Raw genomic sequence first — 22,660 nt, 5'->3', positions numbered from 1 at the left:
CAGGAGGTACCAGTAATGGCAAAAGTGAGAAAAGACAACAAAGGACGAAATCTTCGGCCCGGAGAAACACAACGGGCAGATGGCAGCTATATGTATGTCTACAAATTAGGCACTAAAAAGAAATATCTCTACGACTCCGATCTCGCAAGTCTTCGTGTCAAAGAAAAGCAGATCAACAAAGATAAGGATGATGGCATCCGTACTCAGGAAGCCATGAAGCTTACCCTGAATGATATGTTCAAGGTCTACATGAATAACAACATCAAACTGAAGCCCTCTACCAGAGCAAATTATCTTTACCTGTGGGACTTCTATGTGAAAGAAGAGCCTTTCGCTAACATGCCTCTTCCACAAATCCACAGAAGTGATATTCTCGCGTTTTATACCAAACTGCTGAAACACGGCTTTGCTATCAACTCACTGGAGAGCATCAACACCATTGTTCACCCTACGCTTGAAATGGCCGTGGACGACGATTACATCCGCAAAAATCCCAGCAAGGGCATTTACCGCAAGCTCAAGACGGATGGCAGCGCTCCAAAGCCTAAACGGCGGATCGCACTCACTAAAACGCAACAGCAGAATTTCCTGCGTTTTATTGCCAAGTCCCCTACATACAGCCATTGGCTCCCCATCATGACTGTGCTCCTTGGAACAGGAATGCGTGTAGCAGAATGTACCGGCATTACCAAAAGCGATATTAACTTGAGCGAAAACACAATCTCCGTCAACCACAACTTAATCTACCGGGTCATTGACGGAAAAGCCGGATTTCACATTACCACTCCCAAAACTGAGAGCGGTACACGAATTATCCCTATCCTCTATCCAGAGGTGGCCGAGCAGCTTCGCCTCCAGATTGAAACCATCGACGCATTGTATCCAGACGATCAACTGGTGTTAGGAGGAGTTCACGGTTTTGTTTTCCGCAACAGAACCGGCTCATTCATGAGCGCCCACAATATCAATCGGGCGATTGAGAGAATCAGCGTAACTTACAACATGGAGGAAATGGATCAGGCTGAACTGGAAGACCGTGAACCGGATCTGCTCCCTCATTTTAGTGTTCACAACTTGCGGCACACCTTCTGTACCCGGCTCTGCGAAAGCACCAACGATGTTAAATTCATTCAGCAAGTCATGGGGCATGCCGATTTCTCTACTACAATGGACATCTACACCCATATCACACAAGAGAATATGCAGGAGAAGGCAAAAAACATTAGTGTGAACATGAAGCTGATGTAAAAAGAAAGGCGAATCTGCATTTTATAAGCAGATCCGCCTTTCATATTGCTTCATCCGGTTTCGTAGGGTCTCGCGCAAAAGTTGTAGAAAAGTTGTAGTAACGCGATTTTTTGTAGTAAATGACCTCTTTAGTACAGCTTTGCTCCTGCCGGAATACTGTCATCCAGCATCAAAAGATTTAAGCCTTCCCGTCCGTCATACTCGTACACTGCAGAAATCAGCATACCCTCGGAATCAATACCCATCATCTTTCTCGGCGGCAGGTTTGTGATTGCCACACAGGTCTTACCAACCAGCTCTTCCGGCTCGTAATACTCGTGAATACCGCTTAAAATGGTGCGTTTCCGGTCTGTTCCGTCATTCAGTGTGAATTTCAAGAGCTTCTTGGACTTCGGCACTGCCTCACAGGCTTCGATCTTAACCACTCTGAAATCAGACTTGCTGAATGTCTCAAAGTCTACATCATCTGCAAACAAAGGCTCGATTTTCACCTTGGAAAGATCAATCTGTACGCTTGGCGCGGACACAGTTGCATCCTCTGCAGAACCATTTACCGCTGCTTTTTCGGCTTTGTTTTCAGCCCGCTTTGGTTCCAGGGTCTTCATTGTCGGGAACAGTAATACGTCTCTGATCGCAGGAGAGTTGGTCAGCAGCATTACCATTCTGTCGATACCAAAACCGATACCGCCCGTAGGAGGCATACCGATCTCCAGTGCGTTCATAAAGTCTTCGTCCGTTGTATTCGCTTCTTCATCGCCCTGGGAAAGCAGTTCTTCCTGTGCCTTGAAACGTGCTCTCTGGTCGATAGGGTCGTTTAATTCAGAATAAGCGTTTGCCATTTCCCAGCCGTTCATAAACAGCTCGAAACGCTCTACATAATCCGGATTCTCCGGCTTTCTCTTGGTCAGAGGAGAAATTTCTACCGGATGATCCATAACGAAAGTAGGCTGAATCAGATGAGCTTCTGCATATTCTTCGAAGAACAGGCTCAGGATATCGCCCTTCTTATGGCGCTCTTCGAATTCAATGTGATGTTCTCTTGCAACCGCTTTTGCCTCTTCATCGGAATGGATTTCATTGAAATCCACACCTGCATATTTCTTAACAGCATCCAGCATGGTGATGCGTTCAAAGGGCTTGCCCAGATCCAGAACATACTCGCCGTAAGGAATCTGTGTTGTGCCCAGAACCTCCTGCGCAACGAAACGGTACAGGTTCTCTGCCAGATCCATCATGCCGTGATAATCGGTAAATGCCTGATACAGCTCCATCAGGGTAAATTCCGGATTATGTCTGGTGTCAACACCTTCATTACGGAATACACGGCCGATTTCGTAAACGCGCTCCAGACCGCCTACGATCAGTCTCTTTAAATACAGCTCCAGGGAAATACGCAGCTTAACATCCTCATCCAACGCATTGTAATGCGTCTCGAAGGGTCTTGCAGCAGCGCCGCCGGCATTTGCAACCAGCATGGGAGTCTCCACTTCCATAAAGCCCTGTCCATCCAGATAACGACGGATGGCGCTGATGATTCTGGAACGTTTTACAAAAGTATCCTTAACATCCTGATTCATGATCAGGTCGACATAACGCTGACGATAACGCTGGTCGGTATTGGTCAGACCGTGGAACTTCTCAGGAAGTACCTGCAGGCTCTTGGTCAGCAGCTCCACTTCGGAAGCATGTACAGAAATTTCACCGGTTTTGGTTTTGAATACTTCACCCTTTACACCGATGATATCGCCTACGTCATATTTTTTAAAATCTGCATAGGGCTCTTCCCCGATGTTGTCGCGGGCTACATATACCTGAATGCTTCCCTTTAAATCCTGAACATTGCAGAAGGATGCCTTGCCCATCACACGCTTGAACATGATTCTGCCTGCGATGCTGACGGTCTTGCCCTCCAGCTCTTCAAAGCCTTCCACAATGTCCTTGCTGTGTGCAGTCACGTCATATTTTACATGACGGAACGGATCCTTTCCGGCTTCCTGCAGTGCAGCAAGCTTCTCTCTTCTTACCTTCAGGATCTGGTTCAGATCCTGCTGCTGATTTTTCTGATTATTCTGTGCGTCTGCCACCTTACTTACTCCTTTTCCAGCTGGTCAGATCGGACCTGTCCTTAGTTGGAACGTTCAATCTCCAGCACTTTGTACTTAATCACACCTGCCTGGGTTTCTACCTCTACAATATCTCCGATCTTTGCACCAATCAGCGCTTTGCCAACCGGAGATTCGTTGGAAATTTTACCCTTTAAGCTGTTTGCTTCTGTAGAGCCGACGATTTTGTAATCCAGCTCTTCATCGTATTCCAGATCCAGGATCTTAACCTGACAGCCGATATTGATACGGTCTAAGTCAACCTCATCTTCTACAACAACCTCTGCATTCTTCAGGATCTTTTCCAGCTCTTCAATCCTTGCTTCGATATCGCGCTGTTCGTCCTTTGCTGCATCATATTCCGCGTTCTCGGAAAGGTCGCCCTGCTCTCTTGCTTCTTTAATCTTCTGTGCTACTTCCTGACGTTTGACAACCTTCAGGTCATGCAGCTCATCTTCATATTTACGAAGTCCCTGATAGGTAAGGATATTCTTTTTTTCTTCCATTTTGCTTTTCCTTTTACCTCATGAAAAATCTCGGGCGCAGGGATATTTTCCCGCGCCCTTTCGTTTCTTTTAATCAAATCGCATTATACCGTGCTTTCAGGGCAGTGTCAAGGTAATTTCGGGCGGAGATATAGGAGATATCGGCTCTTTTTTCCCTGATTTGCCGCCTTTTTTCGACATCAGACGTCAAATCCACATACAGGCTTCCAAATTCCGGATGTTCCTTCAAAATCCGGGCATTTGCCCGAAGCTCCACAAGAACGGTTTTTCGTCCATCCGTTTCTGGTATTCTATTCACAAAACAGACCGGCAGACCGCTTTCCCCATACAGCCAGTCTGAAAAATGCTCCCACGCCGCTTCCTTCTGCCCCACCAGATACAAGCCGTTTAAATCCGCTGACACCAGTCGTAAAAAGTCCTCCTGCCAGAGACGAGACACGGGACGGATACCGTTTTCGCGTCCACGGCTCCATTGTCCCGCCGTTTCCTCTGCATCCGCAAGCAGCACCAGATTTTCTCGAAACGGCTGACCACGCAGAATTTCTGCCGCCAGCGCTGCATCCGGCAACGGCGGCTGCCAATCCTCCCAGGCAGCTTCCAGCTCCGGCGCAAGCCAAAGCGCAGTCCCCTGCTCTTCCAAGGCGCTGCCAATCCGCTCCATCCACCAGCGCAGTCGCTTCGTGCCCTCGAGGCGGCAGGGAAACAGATACAGGCTGACCCGATAGCCGTGCCACAAAAAACGTTCCAGTCGAGGCGTTTCCCAGCGGAGTGCGCGGCTGCCCAAACAGATTGACGGCGCTTCCCTGGCACGCGGCTCCAGCATAAAATAAGCGATTTCTCTCATACGCCAGTTTATGCTTCCAGCAGCAGTTTCATTCCCTCCATCAGCTCTTCCATCGTTTCCATGCTATTGATCTGCCTGCGCAGCCCGGCCGCGTGGGGAAGGCCGGTCGTGTACCATGCCAGATGCTTGCGCATTTCGCGCACAGTGATATATTCGCCTTTGTAGGTGCAGGACAGCTGTGCATGCCGAATAATCATCTCGTACAGCTCCCGGCGGTTCGGGCGTGCCGGAATTTCGCGATCTTCCAGCGCTGCCAGAATTTCCCGGAAAATCCACGGGTTGCCCTGTGCGCCGCGTCCGACCATAATGCCGTCGCAGCCGGTCTGCTCAAACAGCCGCAGCGCGCTTGCCGCGTCCACGACATCCCCGTTGCCGATAACAGGAATTTTTACCGCCTGCTTTACCTGTGTGATGATGTCCCAATCCGCCGTTCCGGAATAATACTGCTCCCGCGTCCTGCCGTGCACCGCAACAGCCGCAGCGCCGGATTCCTGCGCGATTTTTGCCATTTCAACCGCATTGACGTGCGCATCATCGAAGCCCTTGCGAATTTTTACCGTCAGGGGCTTTTGAATCGCTTTTGCCGTTTTTTCTATAATTTTTCCCGCCAACAGGGGATTTTTCATCAGGGCACTGCCCTCGCCGTTGTTGACCACCTTCGGCACCGGACAGCCCATGTTCAGATCCATCACTGCAAACGGACGTTCTTCAATTCGCTTTGCCATCTCGCTGACGATATCCGGATCAGAACCGAACAGCTGCAGGGAAACCGGTCCCTCGTCCGGATGAATCTGCATCAGTTCTTCGGTATTTTTGTTATGATAAAGAATCGCCTTTGCGCTGATCATTTCCGAACAGACCATTCCTGCCCCCTGCTCATGGCAGAGCAAACGAAATGGCAGGTCGCTGACACCTGCCATTGGCGCTAAAATCACAGGATTTGCAAGGCTCACGTTTCCGATCGTAAGCTGTTTCATACTCCTCCTTTTTCGGAAGCATTTTTACTTCCTGCGTTTTCCGACAGCAGAACACACCCTTCTGCTGCCCGGAACTTATTTTCCGCTGCAGTTTTTCTCGTACAGAATCCGCAGTCCATCCAGCGTCAGGGCGCTGTCGTAAATGTCGATCGTATCTGTTTCATCGGCAATAATCCGTCCCAGTCCGCCGGTCGCAACGACCTTCAGATCTGTGATACCGGTCTCTTTTTTGACCTGATTGATGATATATTCGGTCTGACCGATCTGTCCGTAAACCAGACCTGCCTGCATACTGGAAATCGTTTCCCGCGCCAGAATGGAATCTGGCTTTTTAATTTCAACCTCCGGCAGGCGCGCCGTATCCTCCCACAGCGCCTTTGCAGAAATTCGAATGCCGGGTGCGGTGATGCCGACACCAAATCTTCCGTCCTCTGTAACGAGGTCGTAGGTCGTCGCCGTTCCAAAATCCAGAACCAGCACAGGACCGCCGTACTTTTCATAAGCGGCGACTACGTCCACAATTCTGTCCGGTCCGATTTCCTTTGGATTCTCGGAGGTGATCTTGATGCCGGTTTTGATTCCACTGCCAACGATCAACGGTTCGGTATGCAGATAGCGCACAACCGCGCCGATCAGCGCATGCATGACCTTCGGCACAACGCTCGCAATGATTGCGCCCCCGACCTTCCGGCGGTCGATCTGATTGTTCTGCAGCATCGCCAGAATCTCCGTGCCGTATTCGTCCGAAGTACGCATCGTCCGGGATGTCATCCGAAACGTCGTAACCAGTTTTTTGGACTCGTATACACCAAATGTAATATTTGTATTTCCTACATCAATTACTAAAATCATTCTTTCCTCTCATTTCTGCGCACGCCATTTGCGCATGCCGCGGGTGAACAGGAACTTATTTTTCAATCTTCTTCCTCCAGAAGCGCGGACACATCCTCACCGAGAATAAAAACCCGATAATACAAAGTCAGAGATTCTAAAAGCTCCTGACGGTTTCTTTTGATTTCCGCAATCAGAAGTCCGCTCGAAATTTCATCATATAATAAATCATCGTCTGCCGCATTGGTTTCAAACGCGAGCGTTCCGTCCTCTTCAAATACGATCGTAAAAATTCCTCCCACTTCCCGGGTAAACAGCACGCAGATAATGTGCAATTCATCCTGAACGGACTGCGGGATTTTGCTGAATCTTGGATTAAAATAATATTTCTGCTCGTAGGCGTTCGCCCCGCAGAGCACGATTTTTTCTCCCAATTTTCCTGTTTCAGACATATCCATATATTCCTCTCACTGATACTTCTCCGGCATAGACCGCTTCAACGGAACCGTCCTTTCTCCGGACAAGCAGCTCGCCGGTCTTCTCAATGCCGATTGCCGTTCCCTGCCATTCACCTTTGGGATCCAGCACCTCTACAACGCGTCCTTTGTTGACAAGAAAGCTCTCGTAAAGCTCTTTTTGTCCGCTCAAATCCATTGTTTCCAGAAATCTGTCGTAGCAATCCAAAAAATGTCTCAGCACGGACGCAAGAAGTACTTCCCGGTCCACATCGGCTCCCAACTCCAGCGCCAGAGAACCCGCTGTCTTTTTTACCTCTTCCGGAAATTCCTTCTGATTGACGTTGATTCCCGTCCCGATCACAAGAAAAAAGCTGCCGGCTGCAGACTGATACATTTCCGTCAAAATTCCGCAGATTTTCTTTCCGTTTACCACCACGTCGTTCGGCCATTTGATCTTCGCATCCAGATGAAGCTCCCGTACGCTCTGCGTTACGGCGATCGCCATCAGCAGTGTAATCATCGCCACATGAGACGCTTCCGCCTGTGGGCGCAGCAAAATGCTGAAATACAGATTTTCTCCGGGCGGGGAAATCCAGCTTCTTCCCCTTCTGCCGCGTCCTGCCGTCTGTGCCTCCGCAACTGCGCACCTTCCTTCTTCTGCACCCTGCCGTGCCCAGTCTTTGACAATCAGATTCGTCGAATCCACCGTTTCAAAGCACTGAACCTTTTCCCAAAACCGACAGCCTGTAAGGAGGCTGTCCAGCTTCTTTTGATCCAACATGAACTCTTCTCCTTTTCAGCAACAAAACACTTTGCGTCTGTGCTATTGTCATACACCGAAGCAAATGCTGCTGTCCTTCCGTTATACCTCTGTCGGATTTTTCCAGCCCAGTGTTGCCGCCATCACTGCTTTGATGGTGTGCATGCGGTTTTCTGCCTCGTCGAATACAACCGACGCGTCGGATTCAAAGACTTCATCCGTTACTTCCATCTCATAGATACCGAAGCGCTCTCCGATTTCTCTGCCGATCTGGGTGTTGCGGTCATGGTATGCAGGCAGGCAGTGCATGAAAATCGCATTCCCGGCATTCTGCATCACTTTGCGGTTTACCTGATAAGGCATCAGGTCTTCGATACGCTCCATCCATACCGCATCCGGCTCGCCCATCGAAACCCATACGTCGGTGCAGATAACGTCCGCATTCTTTGTTCCATTCTCTACGTCTTCGGTCAGCGTAATGCTGCCGCCGGTCTGCTTTGCAATTTCCTGACACTGCTCAACCAGAGCCTTGTCCGGGAAATAACGGGACGGAGCGCAGGCGGTAAAGTGCATGCCCATCTTCGCGCATACGACCATGTAGGAATTGCCCATGTTGTAGCGGGCGTCTCCCATATAAACCAGATTCACGCCTTTCAGCTTTCCAAGATGCTCGCGAATCGTCAAAAGGTCCGCCAGCATCTGGGTCGGATGGAACTCATTGGTCAGACCGTTCCATACCGGAACGCCTGCATATTTTGCAAGCTCTTCTACGATTTCCTGTCCGTAACCGCGGTATTCAATTCCTTCAAACATCCGTCCCAGAACGCGTGCGGTGTCGCGGATGCTCTCTTTTTTGCCAATCTGGGAGCTGGACGGATCAAGGTAAGTACATCCCATGCCAAGATCGTGTGCAGCAACCTCAAAGGAGCTGCGGGTTCTCGTGCTGGTCTTTTCAAAAATCAGTGCAACATTTTTGCCCCGTAAGGTATCGACCGGAATGCCTGCTTTTTTGAGGCGTTTCAGCTCCGCTGCAAGGTCGATTAAATAATTGATTTCCTCCGGCGTATAATCCAGTAATTTCAAAAAATGACGTCCTGTCAGGTCCATGATGTATCCTCCTCTTCATAAAATCCTGCGCTGCAGGATTTGTTTCCTGATAAAAAAGAAAGTGCCTTGGCACATTCTCGCGCCGAGGCGCGGTTGCTTCGGCAACCATCTACCCCTGCGCCGAGTGCGCATCCTCGTAGCGCGTTTTTATTTCATAGGACGCATTTTCCTATGAAATGATGTCGGGGTCAAAAGCCCCCGACCTTGATGCCTACGGATTGTTCCGTGCTGCGCACTCCCACAATCCTGCCCGATAGTCGCATATCGTGGGATTATCATCCCACTTTTATGCTCCTATCTGGGCGGGTCAAGAGGTCTTTCACCCACCTATGAGCAAGCTCATGTGGGCTTAGACCTTTTGACCCTGGCATCATAAAATAAAAAACCGTACATTCATTATAGAATGTACGGTCCTTTTTTGTAAAGATGAAATACGCTGTCAGGCAGCGGATAGCATCGAAGATGGTACGTGTGAGCTTATTTGTCGCTTAAAAGCTCCTTCGCACTGGTCAGCAGTCCCGCCATGTTCTGAATTTCGGACGGAATGATGATCTTTGTAGACTTGCCGTCCGCAACCTTTTCCAGAGCCTCCAGACTCTTTAAACGAAGTACAGAATCATCCGCTCCTGCATCCTTGATGAAACGCAGACCGTTTGCAGTCGCCTGCTGGACTTTCAGGATTGCTTCCGCTTCACCTTCTGCCTCACGGATCATCTTTTCTTTCTCTGCTTCTGCGCGCAGGATTGCAGACTGCTTTTCTGCCTCTGCTTCCAGAATTGCGGATTCCTTTTTACCTTCTGCTACCAGGATGGTAGATTTCTTTTCACCTTCGGCACGCAGGATCGCTTCACGGCGTTCACGCTCTGCCTTCATCTGCTTCTCCATCGCATCCTGAATTGCTGCGGGAGGAATGATGTTCTTTAATTCGACACGGTTTACCTTGATGCCCCAGGGATCGGTTGCGATATCCAGGGATGCACGCATCTTGGCATTGATCGTTTCACGGGAGGTCAGGGTCTGATCCAGTTCCAGGTCTCCGATGATGTTACGCAGGGTTGTCGCGGTCAGGTTTTCAATCGCCATGATCGGATTTTCAACTCCGTAGGTAAACAGCTTGGGATCTGTGATCTGGAAAAAGACAACGGTATCGATCCGCATCGTAACGTTATCCTTTGTGATAACGGGCTGAGGCGGGAAATCCGCTACCTGTTCCTTTAACAGTACGCGCTTTGCAACTTTATCGACAATCGGCACTTTAAAGTGAAGACCAACGCTCCAGGTATCCTGGTATGCGCCGAGACGTTCTACGACATAAGCCTGCGCCTGCGGTACGATCTTGATGCAGGACGCTACAATTGCAATTGCAAGAATTAAAATAATGAGTATTACCAATCCACCTATCATAATTACCCTCATTTCCGCGGTCTTACCGCATGTTGTCAGCAGTCTCTCTGCTGTTTGTTACAGGTTCTTCTGTTTCGATCTCGTCCGGAACAACGATCAGCTTCACGCCGTCGATCTTTTTTACAATGACGACGGTACCCTCTTCAATCGTCCCCTCAGTTTCCTGAGATCTTGCTGACCACTCCATGCCTTTGAGCGTAACCTGTCCGCAGCTGTGCAGGTTATCAATCCTGCCGGTCACGATACCGCGTTCCCCAAGCATGCTGTCCACATTGGTCTTCGCCCTTCCAACATTGAAATAGCGCATGGCAACCGGTCTTGTAAAAACAAGCATCAGCACGGACACTACCAAAAACAGGATGACCTGCACCAGAACCGGCGCACCACAGGCAGCTGCAATCGTCGCAACAAGAGCTCCGGCTGCAAACCAGATTGTCGTCAGCCCCATCGTCGCAAGCTCAATCAGCACAAGTAAAATCAACAGAGCCAGCCAGGCAAATACTTCCGTCATGTAACTCCTCCTTTCCTGTGACTTATGACTATCATACTACAAAAATCATGCCCCGTCTACCAAAATACATGATGTCCGATCACAATACCTTCCCTGCTTCCTGCCCGTCTAAAATGCGTTGCCGTTCCAACCGGGGTGCTTCCCGCCATCGCTTCCTGTGCCGCCTGCAGGCAGCTTGCCTTGATCTTTCCACTTGCGACAACGCGTCCAACCTGTCCGCTTCCCGCCGGTGTAAACTGTCCCGAAGCATAGATAACTCCCTTAACCGTATTCGGATAAGCGCCGCTTCTGACCCGATTCATCACGACTGCGCCGACAGCTACCTGTCCTTCGTAGGGCTCTTCTCCCGCTTCACACTGAATGAGCGCCGCCAAAAGCACGCTGTCGTCCGCAGCCAGTGCAGCAGCCTTGTTCGCTTCCTTTTCCGCCTGCGCTGCCTTTTCCTTCTTCTGTTTCTGTGCGGCAACTTCTTTTTCCGCCTGCAGTCTCGCCGTTTCCGCTTCCTCGCGCGCTTTTACCTGCTCAACCGTCTCTCCGTAATCGATTTCAAAATCAACCTGGACATATTCCGAAGACACATATCCGGTCTTTCCGCCGTAATTGATCGCAACCCAGTCCGCCGTGATTTCCTGATCCTCGCTGAAACGGATCTGCTCTTCATCCACGACCTCATACTTTGCACCTTCTTCCAGCAGATCATAAATCGCAGCATCTCCTGAAGGTTCTTTCCGGATTCTCAAAGCGCCTGTTTTGGTCGTTGCCACAATCCGTCCCGCGTCTTTTGCCTCTTTCCGCGCCTCTTCCCCAAACAGCAGATAATCGTTGTTCGCCCAGCCGGTCAGTTCGCCGGACTCAAGCTTTGTCCATCCATCCTTTTGTTCCAGCACCGTACCGCCACAGTCTGCATACAGATACCCTGCAAGCTCTGCCTCACTGTCCGGTTCCGTCCTGACATTCAATACATTCTGGACGCTCGTCATCACGATCGTTCCGGTCAGGTCGTCCATTTTCGTTCCATCGCCGGACGAAGCCTTGGTTTTGCTGTCCGCACTGTCAGACGCTACATCCGTTTCCTGCCCGCCGGCTGCGCCGGTCGCTGCATCTGCCGCCCCATTTTGGGATGCTGCGTTCTGACTGACCTGTTCCTTATCCGCTCCTGTCAGCCACGCCTCCACGCCAACGCCCTTGTGCCAGTGCGCGCTTTTGCTCGATTCTGCCTCTGCCTGCAGACTGCTTCCGGCCGTCCACAAAAAGACGACTCCCAGCGCTGCAGCCCGCAGCCAGTGCTTCCCCCTTTTCTCACATTTTCTGCTCCAGCCCATAAATCGATGATCCTTTCTATCCCCTCATATCCGCAGACAGTAACGATAGCTGAGCCTCCATTGATTTTCCGCGCCTTTGGCGCTCCCAAAATCGGCTCATCAAATGTTACAATTATATTACATGATTAGCGTCATCATATCAAATCCGTCAATTACTGTCAAGTGTGCGCCCTGCGAGGATTCTATTGTCATGAATACAAAAAAGGCGTGTGAAAAACAATCCTTTTCCACATGCCTTTTTTCGCTCTTTTTCTGTCAGAAACAATGGATTCTTATCATCTTCTGACGATTCCCTTACAATGCTGTTGAGACAAATGCCCCGGCTATGATACTGTTTTAGTAAAAAACGTGATGTCCGATTACCTGTCCGGAACGACCGTTATTTCTTCTGAAAAACAGCTTGCCGCCGACCGGCTGTGCACCGGCTAATGCTTCGATTGCTGCCTGATAGCAGGCTGCATCTGCCTTGTCACTGCTCAGTGCCCTCTGCAGCGAACCGTTTCTAACAGGGGAAAACTGTCCTTTTGCGTAAACAACCTCGGTGATCGTATTGGGCTGCGATGCACTCTTGACGCGGTTCATGATGACATTGCCTACCGCAACCTTACCAACGTAAGATTCACTGCCTGCTTCACAGTAAATAATATTTGCAAGCAGTTTTAATTCCTCTGCGGATATCGCTGCGGTCTGCGCCGCCTGGGCAGCCAAAGCTGCCTGCTGGGCTTCGGCTGCGATGCGTGCTGCTTCCTCGGCTGCTGCCTTTGCCTGCGCCTCCGCTGCGATGCGGGCTGCTTCCTCGGCTGCTGCCTTTGCCTGCGCTTCCGCTTCGAGCCGTGCGGCTTCTTCGGCTGCCTTTGCCTGCGCCTCCGCTTCGATGCGTGCTGCTTCCTCGGCTGCCTTTGCCTGCGCCTCTGCTTCAAGCCGCGCCGCTTCCTCGGCTGCTGCCTTTGCCTGCGCCTCCGCTTCGATGCGTGCTGCTTCCTCGGCTGCCTGTACTTCTTCTATCTCATTCTGTGCTGCTTCACTCGCCTCTGCCTGTAAAGCTGCTGTTTCATCCTGCTGTACTTCTTCCTCTGCAAAGAATTCATCTTCGGATGCTGTTGCTCCTGTCCGTTCAGCGATCACCTGCTCATTGGCTGCAACAGCCTCTTCGTTGGAAATCTCTGTCTCGACCAGATTTTCAGCCGGTACCCATCCTGCAATTTCTCCCGCCTGGATCTGCACCCAGTCGTTGTACTTTGCAAGGATCGCCACATGACCGTCCTCCATGACCTGACCAACCACCGCAGACGCTGTATTTGCTTCTGCATGAATGTCCAGCATGTCTTTCGCATCAATGACACCGATACCACTTGCCATAGCGGTTGTCGTATATGCACCCATCATCATAACAGATGTTAAAATGCCGACTGCACTACGAAACAACTTTCTGCCTTTTCCGTTCATTCTTACCTCCATAAATCTTACTCTGCTTCCCCGACCATTCTGCCGGTGAAATTCAGGAGCTTTTTGTGGGATGCTCCTTGTTACAGAGCTGTTTCAATTGTTACAAACTTATTAACAATTGTTACGCATGATATGATAGCAATATTACAATCAAATGTCAAGTCGTTCGCCCGGAACCACAAATTTCCGTTAGTTCCCCACAAAGATTTTTCTTCTATTGTGATATTTCTACAACAAACCTCCGAAATCATCGCCTTTTTCTTACTATTTTTCAAAGTTTTCAACAAATGCCGCTTTAACATAGTAAATTCTCTTTTCATAAAAAGGACAGCCATTTTCTGCGGTTTTTTCGATTTTTTATCAAAAAAAGAAGACCTGACGGGATTATTTTTTCCATCAGATCTTCCTTTATTCCTGTTTTTAACATTTTTGTAACAAACTATTTTACAGGCTTCTGGACTTTTCCACCGCAGTGATGACCGCATCGGTCACTGCGCCGCGGAAGCCTTTTTCCTCTAAAACGCGTACCGCCTGAATCGTGGAGCCTGCCGGAGAGCAGACCATATCCTTTAACTCTCCCGGATGCTTTCCGGTCTCAAGCATCAGCTTCGCGCTGCCGAGCACAGCCTGTGCAGCGCATTCATATGCCTGGCTGCGCGGCATGCCTTCCGCAACTGCACCGTCTGCCATCGCCTCGATCAGCATAAAAATCCAGGCAGGCGCACAGCCGCTAACGCCGGTCAGCACATCCATCAGACGTTCCGGAAGCTCAACCGTCTTGCCGAAACTGTCCAGGACAGCCGCCGTTTTTTCTTTCATCTCAGGAGTTACCCTGCTGCCATAGCAGACTCCGGTACAGCCTTCCCCGACCAGCGCCGGCGTATTTGGCATCGCACGCACAAACGGAAGCGGCGCACAGAACTGCTCTTCCAGCCACGCAAGACTTTTGCCTGCCGCAATGCTCAGAATCGTCTTACCGGTCAGGTCAATGTCGCTGATCTGTCCGATCACTTTCTCCAGAAACTGCGGCTTTACGGCAAGAATCAAAAGCTCTGCCTGCCGCGCGGTTTCCAGGTTATCGCCTGTCACCGTGATGCCAAACATTTCATGCACTTTGCTTTCCGTCTCCGCCGTTTTTGCAGAACCGTAAATTTCCTCCGGCACAGCCAGGTGATTTCTCAAAACTCCTCCAATCATCGCCTGCGCCATATTTCCAAGTCCGATAAAACCGATTTTCATCTGTGCCTCTCATTTCTGCGCACGCTTTTTGCGCATGTCGAGTTTGTGTCAAGTGCGCGCAGACACAAATCTCGAGCTCGAAAAATGTTATTTTTCAAGCGTCGCCCTCTGCCGATGCGCTTCATACATCAGAATCGAAGACGCCACCGCCGCATTTAGCGACTCGACTTTGCCCTCCATCGGAATCCGAATGTAACAGTCCGCAAGCTCTGCAGTCTCTTCCCGCAGACCGTTGCCCTCGTTACCGATCAGAAATGCCGTCCCCTTTGTGTAATCCTGACAGGCATAGGAATTTTTCCCGCGCAGATGCGCCGCGTATACGCTGACACCCGCCTGCTGTACCTGATGAACCGCCGCCGCAAAATCGTCCGCATAATAAAACGGAACGCGGTAGATGCTGCCCATCGTTGAACGGATAACCTTTGGGTTGTACAAATCGACTGTATCCCTGCTCATGATAATCCCGGAAACGCCGGCACCCTCGCCGGTTCGCAGCATCGTACCGAGGTTGCCGGGGTCCTGTATATTTTCCAGAAGCAGAAACAGCGGTGCTTTGTCCCGCAGCATTTCTTCTATATTATAGTGAAACTGTTTCAGCACGCATAAAACGCCCTGTGGCGTGCAGGTATCCGATATTTTAGAAAAAACGCTGTCGGAAACAACTTCGTAGCCAACCTCTTCCAGATGCTCCCTGCAGCTGCACTTTTCCAGAAAGGATTCCGAAACATAGACCTCCTGCAGCTGCTCTCTCGGTGCTTCCAGAAACATCTTCACACCCTCTGCCAGAAAAACGTCCTCCGTTCTGCGCAGCTTCGACTTTTGATTCAATTGTACCAGCCTTTTGATCCGGCTGTTGGATGCTGCAGTAATCATGCAGGTTCCTCCGTTGATCTTTATGAAAACGCACAACGGCCACACACGTTTCGTGTGCAGCCGCCCCTTTGCGTCCTGTATCGTCAGGTGGCCAGCGCTTTGCTGACCTGATAATGATATTCGGGAATCTCTTTCTGCATCGCAAGTGCTTCCTCGATATCATAGTCTACAAATTCACCGTGTTTGTAAGCCACAACACGGTTCGAGCTGCCTGCGCAGAGGATGTCTGCCGCATAAGCGCCCATGATAGAAGCATAATAACGATCCAGACAGGTCGGGCTGCCGCCTCGCTGCATGTACCCCAGGATGGTTGCTCTGGTTTCCACACCCGTTGCTGCTTCAATTCTCTTCGCCATGGAAGTAGAATGACCGATACCTTCTGCATTGATGATCAGATGGTGGGTTTTGCCCTTTTTCCGGTTGTTGATAATATTGTTAATCAGCTGCTGCTCGTCATAGTCGTACTTTTCAGGAAGAAGGATATCCTCCGCGCCGGTGCCGACGCCGCACCACAGTGCGATATAACCGGCATTTCTGCCCATTACTTCGATAATACTGCAGCGTTCATGTGAAGATGAAGTATCCCTTACCTTATCGATTGCCTGCATCGCGGTATTGACTGCCGTATCGAAACCGATCGTATATTCGGTACATGCAATATCCAGATCGATCGTGCCCGGCAGACCGATCGTATTGATCCCAAGTCTGGACATCGCCTGCGCACCTCTGTAAGAGCCGTCGCCGCCAATAACAACCAGACCGTCGATGCCGTGTCTGCGGCAGATCTCCGCGCCCTTTTTCTGTCCGGCTTCGGTCTTAAATTCCAGACAACGTGCGGTTCCCAGAATCGTACCGCCCTTCTGGATGGTATCCGAAACGCTGCGGGCATCCATATCTATGATTTCTTCATTTAACAGGCCCTGATAGCCTTTTTTAATGCCTTTTACTTTGACGCCGTTGCAAATCGCTTTCCGAACAACCGCACGGATTGCCGCATTCATACCCGGCGCATCTCCGCCGCTTGTAAGAACTCCAATTGTCTTTATCTTAGCTGCCATTGTTCCTCCTGTCTGCCGCTGCGGGCTGGACTTCAATCTTAAGATTTCAAAATCCGTAAAACCATTTTTTATTTTAATCGAAACGGGCTTTCTTTTCAATGGTTTTGTGAAACTTACATCAGCTTTACGTTTTCTTCTCCAAACAACTCTTCCAGCTGCTTTAAAAGCGCCTCGTCCCCATGAACGGTCTGATTCGCCCCAAGCTGCTTCATCGCGCGCGGATTTTCCACATAAATCACCACGGTATCCTTGCCGTCGGAAGCTGCGATTGCCGAAAGCAGCTTTTTTTCCTGCTGCTGATAAGCTTCCATCGTCGGAAACTTAATCCAGAGCTTTTTGGGGATTTCGTCAAACGTCTGCACGGATTCACAGATCAGCTTCGCGTCTTTGTCCTCCTCTGCGGAAACGCGCCCCCGCAGGAGAACCTTTTCATCCTCCATCAGCTTGCTGCCGTACTGCTCATAGGTTTTCGGGAAAACGATAACTTCAATCGTTCCAACCAGATCCTCCACCTGTAAAAACGCCATCACCTTATCGTTTTTGGTATATTTGATCTTCTTTTCCTCGATAATTCCGCCGATGACCGCCTTTGCTCCGTCCTGAATATGGACGCTGTTTGTCTCCTCATCCAGCATAAAATCTGCCGTTGTATTAGAAATATTCCTGCGCCAGAGCTGCTCGTATTCCTGCAGCGGATGCCCGCTGACATACACACCGAGGACTTCTTTTTCAAAGGTCAGAAGAATTTCCTTCGAATATTCCCCGACATCCGGAAAGCGGATTTCATAGTTTTTCTTTTCCGACTCGTCCACCAGATCGAATAAAGAAAGCTGTCCCGCCATATTATTTTTCCGATTCTGCTGATTCTGATCCATCAGCTGCACAAATACGCTCATAAACTGCTTGCGTGTTCCCTCAAGGCTGTCGAATGCACCCGCTTTGATGAAGTTTTCCACGTTGCGCTTATTGACTTCCGTATCGGACATTCTGGATAGAAAATCCTGCAGGTTTTTGAACACGCCCCGCTGCTTCCGCTCTGCGATCACCGCGTCCGCAACCGGATGTCCTACACCCTTGATCGCAGTCAGTCCGTACCGGATTGATTTTCCCGATACCGAAAATCCCGGCTCTCCCTCGTTGATATCCGGCGGCAGAATCGCGATTCCCATCTGGCGGCAGACCAGAATGTATTCCGCCACTTTTCCGGGGTTATCGATTACAGAAGTCATTAGGGACGCCATAAATTCCACCGGATAATAATATTTCAGGTAAGCCGTCTGGTAAGCGACAACCGCGTAGCATGCGGCGTGGGACTTGTTGAACGCGTATTTTGCAAAATCCATCATTTCCGCGTAAATTTCCAGACCGACCTTTTCCGGAATGCCCCGGGCCACACAGCCGGGCACGCCCTCTTCGGGATTGCCGTAAACGAAATTCGCCCGTTCTTTTTCCATGACAGACTGCTTTTTCTTGCTCATCGCACGGCGAACCAGGTCGCTTCGTCCCATCGTGTAGCCGCCGAGGTCGCGCACAATCTGCATAACCTGCTCCTGATACACGATACAGCCGTAGGTCGGAGACAGGATCGGTTCCAGCTCCGGACAGGAATAGGTGATTTCGTCATGATTGTTTTTTCCTTTAATATATTTTGGAATAAAGTCCATCGGCCCGGGACGGTACAGGGAAATACCCGCGATGATATCCTCCAGGTTCTGGGGCTTTAGCTCCTTAATGAAGCTTTTCATCCCGCCGCTTTCCAGCTGGAACACGCCGTCCGTCCTGCCGGTGCAGAGCGAATCCAGCACTTTTTTATCGTTATAATCCAGATGCTCCATATCGAGCTTCACACCGGTGTCATGCTCAATCATCTTGACCGCGTGGTCGATTACTGTCAGGGTTCGAAGCCCCAGAAAGTCCATTTTTAACAGTCCGAGCTCTTCCAGCGTCGTCATCGTAAACTGCGTTGTGATCGAACCATCCGACCCCCGTGAAAGCGGTACAAAATGATCTGCCGCCTCCGGACAGATCACAACCCCTGCTGCGTGCATCGAGGTGTGGCGCGGCAATCCCTCCAGCCGTTTACTCATATCAATCAGCACGTGCACCTGTTCATCGCTCTCGTAGAGCTTGCGCAGCTCTGCGTTCATTGACAGTGCCTTATCAATCGTCATGTTCAGCTCGTTCGGAATCATTTTTGCAATCGAATCCACAAAGGAATACGGCAGATCCATGACACGCCCGACGTCGCGGATGACACCCTTTGCCGCCAGCGTACCGAATGTGACAATCTGCACAACCTTTTCTTTTCCATATTTGCGTCCGACATAATCGATGACCTCCTGTCTGCGTTCATAACAGAAGTCGATATCGATATCCGGCATGGAAACTCGTTCCGGGTTCAGGAAACGCTCAAACAGCAGGCTATAACGGATCGGATCAATATTCGTGATATGCAGGCAGTAGGAAACGATGCTTCCAGCTGCACTTCCACGTCCAGGTCCTACCGGAATACCGTTTTCTCTGGCATAGTTGATAAAATCCCACACGATCAGGAAATAGTCCACATATCCCATGCGCTTGATAATACCCAGCTCGTATTCCAGACGCTTCTGCAGCGTGCCGTCGTCCTCCGGATAGCGCTCTTTCATGCCGTCAGTGCACAGCTTGTTCAAATATCCCCAGGAATCATAGCCCTCCGGCACATCAAAATGCGGCAGCTTCGTCTTACCAAACTCGATTTCCACATGACAGCGGTCTGCAATTCGCTGTGTATTTTCCACTGCCTCCCACGCATAGGGAAACAGTCCCTTCATCTCTTCTTCGCTTTTGACGAAATACTGACCGCCCTCGTAACGCATCCGGTTTTCGTCGGAAAGCTTTTTGCCGGTCTGGATACACAGAAGGATATCGTGGGGCTTTGCGTCCTCCGCATAGGTGTAGTGCACGTCGTTCGTGCATACTAACGGAATGTCCAGTTCTCGCGACATCTGTAAAAGCGCCATGTTTACGGTCTGCTGCTCCGGAATCCCATGATCCTGCAGTTCCAGAAAATAATTATCCTTCCCAAAAATCGACTGATACTTTAATGCGCATTTTTTTGCTTCCTCCGGCAGTCCTTTCTGGATATAGCGCGGCACTTCGCCTGCCAGGCACGCAGACAGCGCGATAATTCCCTCGTGAAATTCCTCCAGAACCTCCATATCGACACGCGGCTTGTAATAGTACCCCTCCGTAAAACCGCGGCTGACGATTTTGCTCAGATTCGCGTAACCAGTATTATTTTCCGCCAGAAGCACCAGATGGTAATACCGGTCATCCCCGCCGGTAATCTCCCGGTCAAAACGGGAATTGGGCGCAACATAGACCTCACAGCCCAAAATCGGATTGATACCCTCTGCCCGCGCCGCACGGTAAAAATCGATCACACCGTACATTGCGCCATGGTCGGTAATCGCCGCAGCCGTCATGCCCAGCTCCTTGACTCGTTTTACATATTCTTTGATTTTATTGGAACCGTCCAGCAGGCTGTACTCTGTATGGACGTGCAAATGTGCAAATGCCATATTTTTGTAATTTCCTATTCTTGTTCTGTCTGAGTTTCCTTTGCTGTCCCATCGGGCGCAGAAAAGTCAAAGGCAGGGCTTTCTGTCCCGTTTTCTGACTTTTGCCCGCTCTTTGTTACAGACCTCGTGTCGATGCTGCCTGTCCGGTCGGATGCTGCCGCATTGTTTTCACTGATGCTGTCTGCTTCCCGGTCAGATACAGCGCTGTTTTGACTGACTGCGTTTTGTCCGGACACATCACCGCTTTCATGAACCTCTTTTACACTGCCTTCTCCGCTGTCTGTCAGTACAAGTCTGTCGTTTTCCACTTTCCATGTCTCGTACCAGCTTCCTTCCGCGTCCGAAAGGTTGACATGAATCCTATTGTTTTCCCCGGATAAAATCTGTATTTTCCCGGAATCTGATCCAACCTGCCGCAGGATACTCTTTAACACTGCCTTGCCGTTTTTATACTGCAACAGCTCTTTTTCACGGATTTCTTCTAATCGATACTCTGTCAGTGTGCGCAGGCTGATGTCATAATATCCCGGCGCGGCTTCTGTCCCGGCAGTCCATGCCATCAGATCGCCGTCATCGTCCAGCTCAAAGTGCCCCATCTGTTTTAACAGGCGCACTGCTCCTTGCTCCTGCACGCCAAACAGCATGTCGCTGACGCCGGACACTTCGTAGCCACGATACAGCACAAAGGCGCTTCCCAGCTTTTCCAGCTCCTTAAAGGCAAAATTCTCTTCTTCCAAAACTGCGCCGTCCGCGCCGACAAACCACAGGTCGCATACCGGCGCGCCGAAGGCTCCGTCGTACCTGCCGATCGCCGCAAACGTTTCTTTTTTGCCGTTCCCATCGTAATCCGCCGTCTCTGCAAAACACAGCGCATCATCCGGGTACTCCTGTACCTCCAGAATCTGTGCAACCGCCTGACCGACCGTCGCGCGGGCTGTTTTCTGCACTTTATTCAACCGGTTTTTCGTAAATTCGTTTGGAATATCCTCCAGGCTCTCCAGTGCTTCTTCCTGCTCCGATCTCGACGGGAAGAAAAATCCATCCCCGCTGATCGTCTCCGATGCTTTGGTCAGCTTTCCCTGATCTAGGCTGCTGATACACCAGCTGTACTTTGCAACCGCATGATCGATTCCTTCTTCCTGTCCGACCGACTGCCCGACTTCCCTGCAGCGATAGGCAATTTTGTCCTCCCCAATTGCATAAAACCAATAGGTATATTCTGTATTTTCATCCGTCTGCGTGTAGAACTGCTCTTCCAGCTTTTCCTTCCATGCCTGTGCCTCTTCATCCGAATCCTCTGCAGACACATACGCCAAATATTCCGACGCTGTCAGCTCCCGATACGAACGCTCTGCAAATCCATCCGCTGTTCTTTCATAATAAACAGGAACCGTTTCTTCTGCACTGTCCCATTCCGAAACAAGCGGATCGTACACAGTCTTCTCCGCAGGATAAAACGTACAAACGCCGTCCTTTGTTGCTTCGATCGTCTCGGCATCCTCCAGAAGCTTTTCGCACTTTTGATCTTTTACCGTCCAGACAGCCGCCTGTTTTTTGCCGGAGACTTCCGTTTCCAGAATAACAAACGGATTCCCAATTCCCGTCACCTGCTGCAGTCCGGTTACGACGATTCCTTTTTCCAGAAGCCTTGCCGACTCGCCGTCATAATACCAGAGATCGCCGGAAATCCGCCCGCGCGCTGTCAACGGCGTGCTCTCAAACATCAGCAGAAAGCTTTCATTTGCGTTGCTGTCATACTTCGCCATGTTCTGCAGACAAAGCGTCTTATCACCGTACTCCTTCTGTGAAAGAACTGCCGCCAGCGCTGCGTTTTCTGCACGGCTCAGACGGTCGTGTCCCGCCAGCTTACCGGTAAACGCATCCGATTTCTGCGCGTATGCTTCATAAACGGAGTCGGTCACTTCTGTCATCAGAGCCGGAATTTGAGGAGCTGTTGCTGCCGCAGATTCTGTAGCGGTGTCGGTCTGCGTTTCGCCGGTCGCAGGCATCTCGCTGTCTGCTGTTGCCGCGGTATCGCCGTGCTGCGCTTCTCCGCCGGTCGCTGTTGTGCCGCCCTGTATCTCGTCATCGGTCGCAGCGGTGCTATCCTGCACCTCATCATCGTTCGCTGCAGCGGTGCCGGTTCCTGTACTGACATTCTGTGTTTCACCTGCTACAGACGTCTCGCCCTCTGCTGTTGCCGCAGCATCGCTATCCTGCGCCATAGCGTCTGTTGTTTCCCCTTCCCAAAAGCTCTTTCCGGCTTGCTGCGCTCGCGCTGCATATTCACTGATATTCGGCGTGCAGCCTGAAAACAGCATCGTTGCCGCCATCAGGCATGCTGCTGTTACCTGTTTTCTTTTCATAAATTAAATCCTTTCGTTTGCCATAGGCGGAAACCCACTACCTTC

The 22,660-nt window shown here is 50.5% G+C and carries 18 protein-coding genes; 1 reads left to right on the top strand and 17 read right to left on the bottom strand.

Annotated features, from left to right (window positions below):
• The first annotated feature begins 15 nt into the window (after positions 1-15).
• Positions 16-1,248, top strand: a complete 1,233-nt coding sequence (locus ACLTOQ_RS06505; protein WP_006874387.1) for a site-specific integrase — start codon at positions 16-18, stop codon at positions 1,246-1,248.
• A gap of 128 nt (positions 1,249-1,376) precedes the next feature.
• Here ACLTOQ_RS06505 and lysS read toward each other — a convergent pair whose 3' ends face one another.
• From lysS to ACLTOQ_RS06420, 17 genes are all read right to left on the bottom strand, one after another.
• Positions 1,377-3,332, bottom strand: a complete 1,956-nt coding sequence (gene lysS, locus ACLTOQ_RS06500; protein ID WP_412319105.1) for a lysine--tRNA ligase — start codon at positions 3,330-3,332, stop codon at positions 1,377-1,379.
• 41 nt (positions 3,333-3,373) lie between these two features.
• On the bottom strand, positions 3,374-3,856 hold the full coding sequence (gene greA / locus ACLTOQ_RS06495) for a transcription elongation factor GreA (RefSeq protein WP_021914116.1): 483 nt from the start codon (positions 3,854-3,856) through the stop codon (positions 3,374-3,376).
• A gap of 73 nt (positions 3,857-3,929) precedes the next feature.
• Positions 3,930-4,700, bottom strand: a complete 771-nt coding sequence (locus ACLTOQ_RS06490) for a hypothetical protein (protein ID WP_412279731.1) — start codon at positions 4,698-4,700, stop codon at positions 3,930-3,932.
• Between the two features lie 8 nt (positions 4,701-4,708).
• A complete protein-coding gene (gene dusB, locus ACLTOQ_RS06485) occupies positions 4,709-5,677 on the bottom strand; it encodes a tRNA dihydrouridine synthase DusB (RefSeq protein WP_412279732.1) in 969 nt (322 codons plus the stop codon).
• Between the two features lie 75 nt (positions 5,678-5,752).
• Entirely contained in the window at positions 5,753-6,529 is a 777-nt protein-coding gene (locus tag ACLTOQ_RS06480; RefSeq protein ID WP_021914113.1) for a type III pantothenate kinase, read from the bottom strand.
• A 62-nt stretch (positions 6,530-6,591) separates the two neighbouring features.
• Positions 6,592-6,966: a DUF6145 family protein gene (locus tag ACLTOQ_RS06475; protein WP_021914112.1), complete on the bottom strand. Its 375-nt coding sequence runs from the start codon at positions 6,964-6,966 to the stop codon at positions 6,592-6,594.
• Positions 6,953-7,747, bottom strand: a complete 795-nt coding sequence (locus tag ACLTOQ_RS06470) for a biotin--[acetyl-CoA-carboxylase] ligase (protein ID WP_412319104.1) — start codon at positions 7,745-7,747, stop codon at positions 6,953-6,955. The genes ACLTOQ_RS06475 and ACLTOQ_RS06470 overlap by 14 nt, the downstream gene beginning before the upstream one ends.
• Positions 7,748-7,828: 81 nt before the next feature.
• A complete protein-coding gene (gene argF / locus ACLTOQ_RS06465; protein WP_337623661.1) occupies positions 7,829-8,833 on the bottom strand; it encodes an ornithine carbamoyltransferase in 1,005 nt (334 codons plus the stop codon).
• A 477-nt stretch (positions 8,834-9,310) separates the two neighbouring features.
• Positions 9,311-10,237, bottom strand: coding sequence for an SPFH domain-containing protein (locus tag ACLTOQ_RS06460; protein ID WP_021914506.1), 927 nt, complete (start codon positions 10,235-10,237; stop codon positions 9,311-9,313).
• A gap of 22 nt (positions 10,238-10,259) precedes the next feature.
• Positions 10,260-10,748, bottom strand: a complete 489-nt coding sequence (locus ACLTOQ_RS06455) for an NfeD family protein (protein WP_337427650.1) — start codon at positions 10,746-10,748, stop codon at positions 10,260-10,262.
• 56 nt (positions 10,749-10,804) lie between these two features.
• A complete protein-coding gene (locus ACLTOQ_RS06450) occupies positions 10,805-12,070 on the bottom strand; it encodes a cell wall hydrolase (protein ID WP_412319103.1) in 1,266 nt (421 codons plus the stop codon).
• A 336-nt stretch (positions 12,071-12,406) separates the two neighbouring features.
• Positions 12,407-13,528, bottom strand: coding sequence for a cell wall hydrolase (locus ACLTOQ_RS06445; protein WP_412319102.1), 1,122 nt, complete (start codon positions 13,526-13,528; stop codon positions 12,407-12,409).
• 432 nt (positions 13,529-13,960) lie between these two features.
• Positions 13,961-14,755, bottom strand: coding sequence for a pyrroline-5-carboxylate reductase (gene proC, locus ACLTOQ_RS06440; protein ID WP_117959990.1), 795 nt, complete (start codon positions 14,753-14,755; stop codon positions 13,961-13,963).
• An 87-nt stretch (positions 14,756-14,842) separates the two neighbouring features.
• A complete protein-coding gene (locus ACLTOQ_RS06435; protein WP_308728507.1) occupies positions 14,843-15,628 on the bottom strand; it encodes a TrmH family RNA methyltransferase in 786 nt (261 codons plus the stop codon).
• A gap of 83 nt (positions 15,629-15,711) precedes the next feature.
• Positions 15,712-16,686 (bottom strand): 6-phosphofructokinase, encoded by a 975-nt coding sequence (gene pfkA, locus ACLTOQ_RS06430; protein WP_021914512.1) that lies wholly within the window; start codon positions 16,684-16,686, stop codon positions 15,712-15,714.
• Between the two features lie 113 nt (positions 16,687-16,799).
• Entirely contained in the window at positions 16,800-20,249 is a 3,450-nt protein-coding gene (locus ACLTOQ_RS06425; RefSeq protein ID WP_412319101.1) for a DNA polymerase III subunit alpha, read from the bottom strand.
• 14 nt (positions 20,250-20,263) lie between these two features.
• Positions 20,264-22,615 carry a hypothetical protein gene (locus tag ACLTOQ_RS06420; RefSeq protein ID WP_412319100.1) on the bottom strand — a complete coding sequence of 784 codons (2,352 nt, stop codon included), beginning with the start codon at positions 22,613-22,615 and terminating at the stop codon, positions 20,264-20,266.
• Positions 22,616-22,660: the final 45 nt, after the last annotated feature.

It is taken from the genome of Gallintestinimicrobium sp., from assembly GCF_046968865.1.
In the GTDB taxonomy this organism is placed as follows: Bacteria; Bacillota; Clostridia; order Lachnospirales; family Lachnospiraceae; genus Gallintestinimicrobium; species Gallintestinimicrobium propionicum.
Note: the sequence above shows the minus strand (reverse complement) of the source record. Positions and strands in the feature narration are given on the sequence as shown.

Bases quoted from the DNA above. Each gene is read 5' to 3' on its own strand.
- ACLTOQ_RS06505 (WP_006874387.1), top strand. From the start codon at position 16: ATGGCAAAAGTGAGAAAAGACAACAAAGGACGAAATCTTCGGCCCGGA.
- greA (WP_021914116.1), bottom strand. From the start codon at position 3,856: ATGGAAGAAAAAAAGAATATCCTTACCTATCAGGGACTTCGTAAATAT.
- ACLTOQ_RS06490 (WP_412279731.1), bottom strand. From the start codon at position 4,700: ATGAGAGAAATCGCTTATTTTATGCTGGAGCCGCGTGCCAGGGAAGCG.
- dusB (WP_412279732.1), bottom strand. From the start codon at position 5,677: ATGAAACAGCTTACGATCGGAAACGTGAGCCTTGCAAATCCTGTGATT.
- ACLTOQ_RS06480 (WP_021914113.1), bottom strand. From the start codon at position 6,529: ATGATTTTAGTAATTGATGTAGGAAATACAAATATTACATTTGGTGTA.
- ACLTOQ_RS06475 (WP_021914112.1), bottom strand. From the start codon at position 6,966: ATGGATATGTCTGAAACAGGAAAATTGGGAGAAAAAATCGTGCTCTGC.
- ACLTOQ_RS06470 (WP_412319104.1), bottom strand. From the start codon at position 7,747: ATGTTGGATCAAAAGAAGCTGGACAGCCTCCTTACAGGCTGTCGGTTT.
- argF (WP_337623661.1), bottom strand. From the start codon at position 8,833: ATGGACCTGACAGGACGTCATTTTTTGAAATTACTGGATTATACGCCG.
- ACLTOQ_RS06460 (WP_021914506.1), bottom strand. From the start codon at position 10,237: ATGATAGGTGGATTGGTAATACTCATTATTTTAATTCTTGCAATTGCA.
- ACLTOQ_RS06455 (WP_337427650.1), bottom strand. From the start codon at position 10,748: ATGACGGAAGTATTTGCCTGGCTGGCTCTGTTGATTTTACTTGTGCTG.
- ACLTOQ_RS06450 (WP_412319103.1), bottom strand. From the start codon at position 12,070: ATGGGCTGGAGCAGAAAATGTGAGAAAAGGGGGAAGCACTGGCTGCGG.
- ACLTOQ_RS06445 (WP_412319102.1), bottom strand. From the start codon at position 13,528: ATGGAGGTAAGAATGAACGGAAAAGGCAGAAAGTTGTTTCGTAGTGCA.
- proC (WP_117959990.1), bottom strand. From the start codon at position 14,755: ATGAAAATCGGTTTTATCGGACTTGGAAATATGGCGCAGGCGATGATT.
- ACLTOQ_RS06435 (WP_308728507.1), bottom strand. From the start codon at position 15,628: ATGATTACTGCAGCATCCAACAGCCGGATCAAAAGGCTGGTACAATTG.
- pfkA (WP_021914512.1), bottom strand. From the start codon at position 16,686: ATGGCAGCTAAGATAAAGACAATTGGAGTTCTTACAAGCGGCGGAGAT.
- ACLTOQ_RS06425 (WP_412319101.1), bottom strand. From the start codon at position 20,249: ATGGCATTTGCACATTTGCACGTCCATACAGAGTACAGCCTGCTGGAC.
- ACLTOQ_RS06420 (WP_412319100.1), bottom strand. From the start codon at position 22,615: ATGAAAAGAAAACAGGTAACAGCAGCATGCCTGATGGCGGCAACGATG.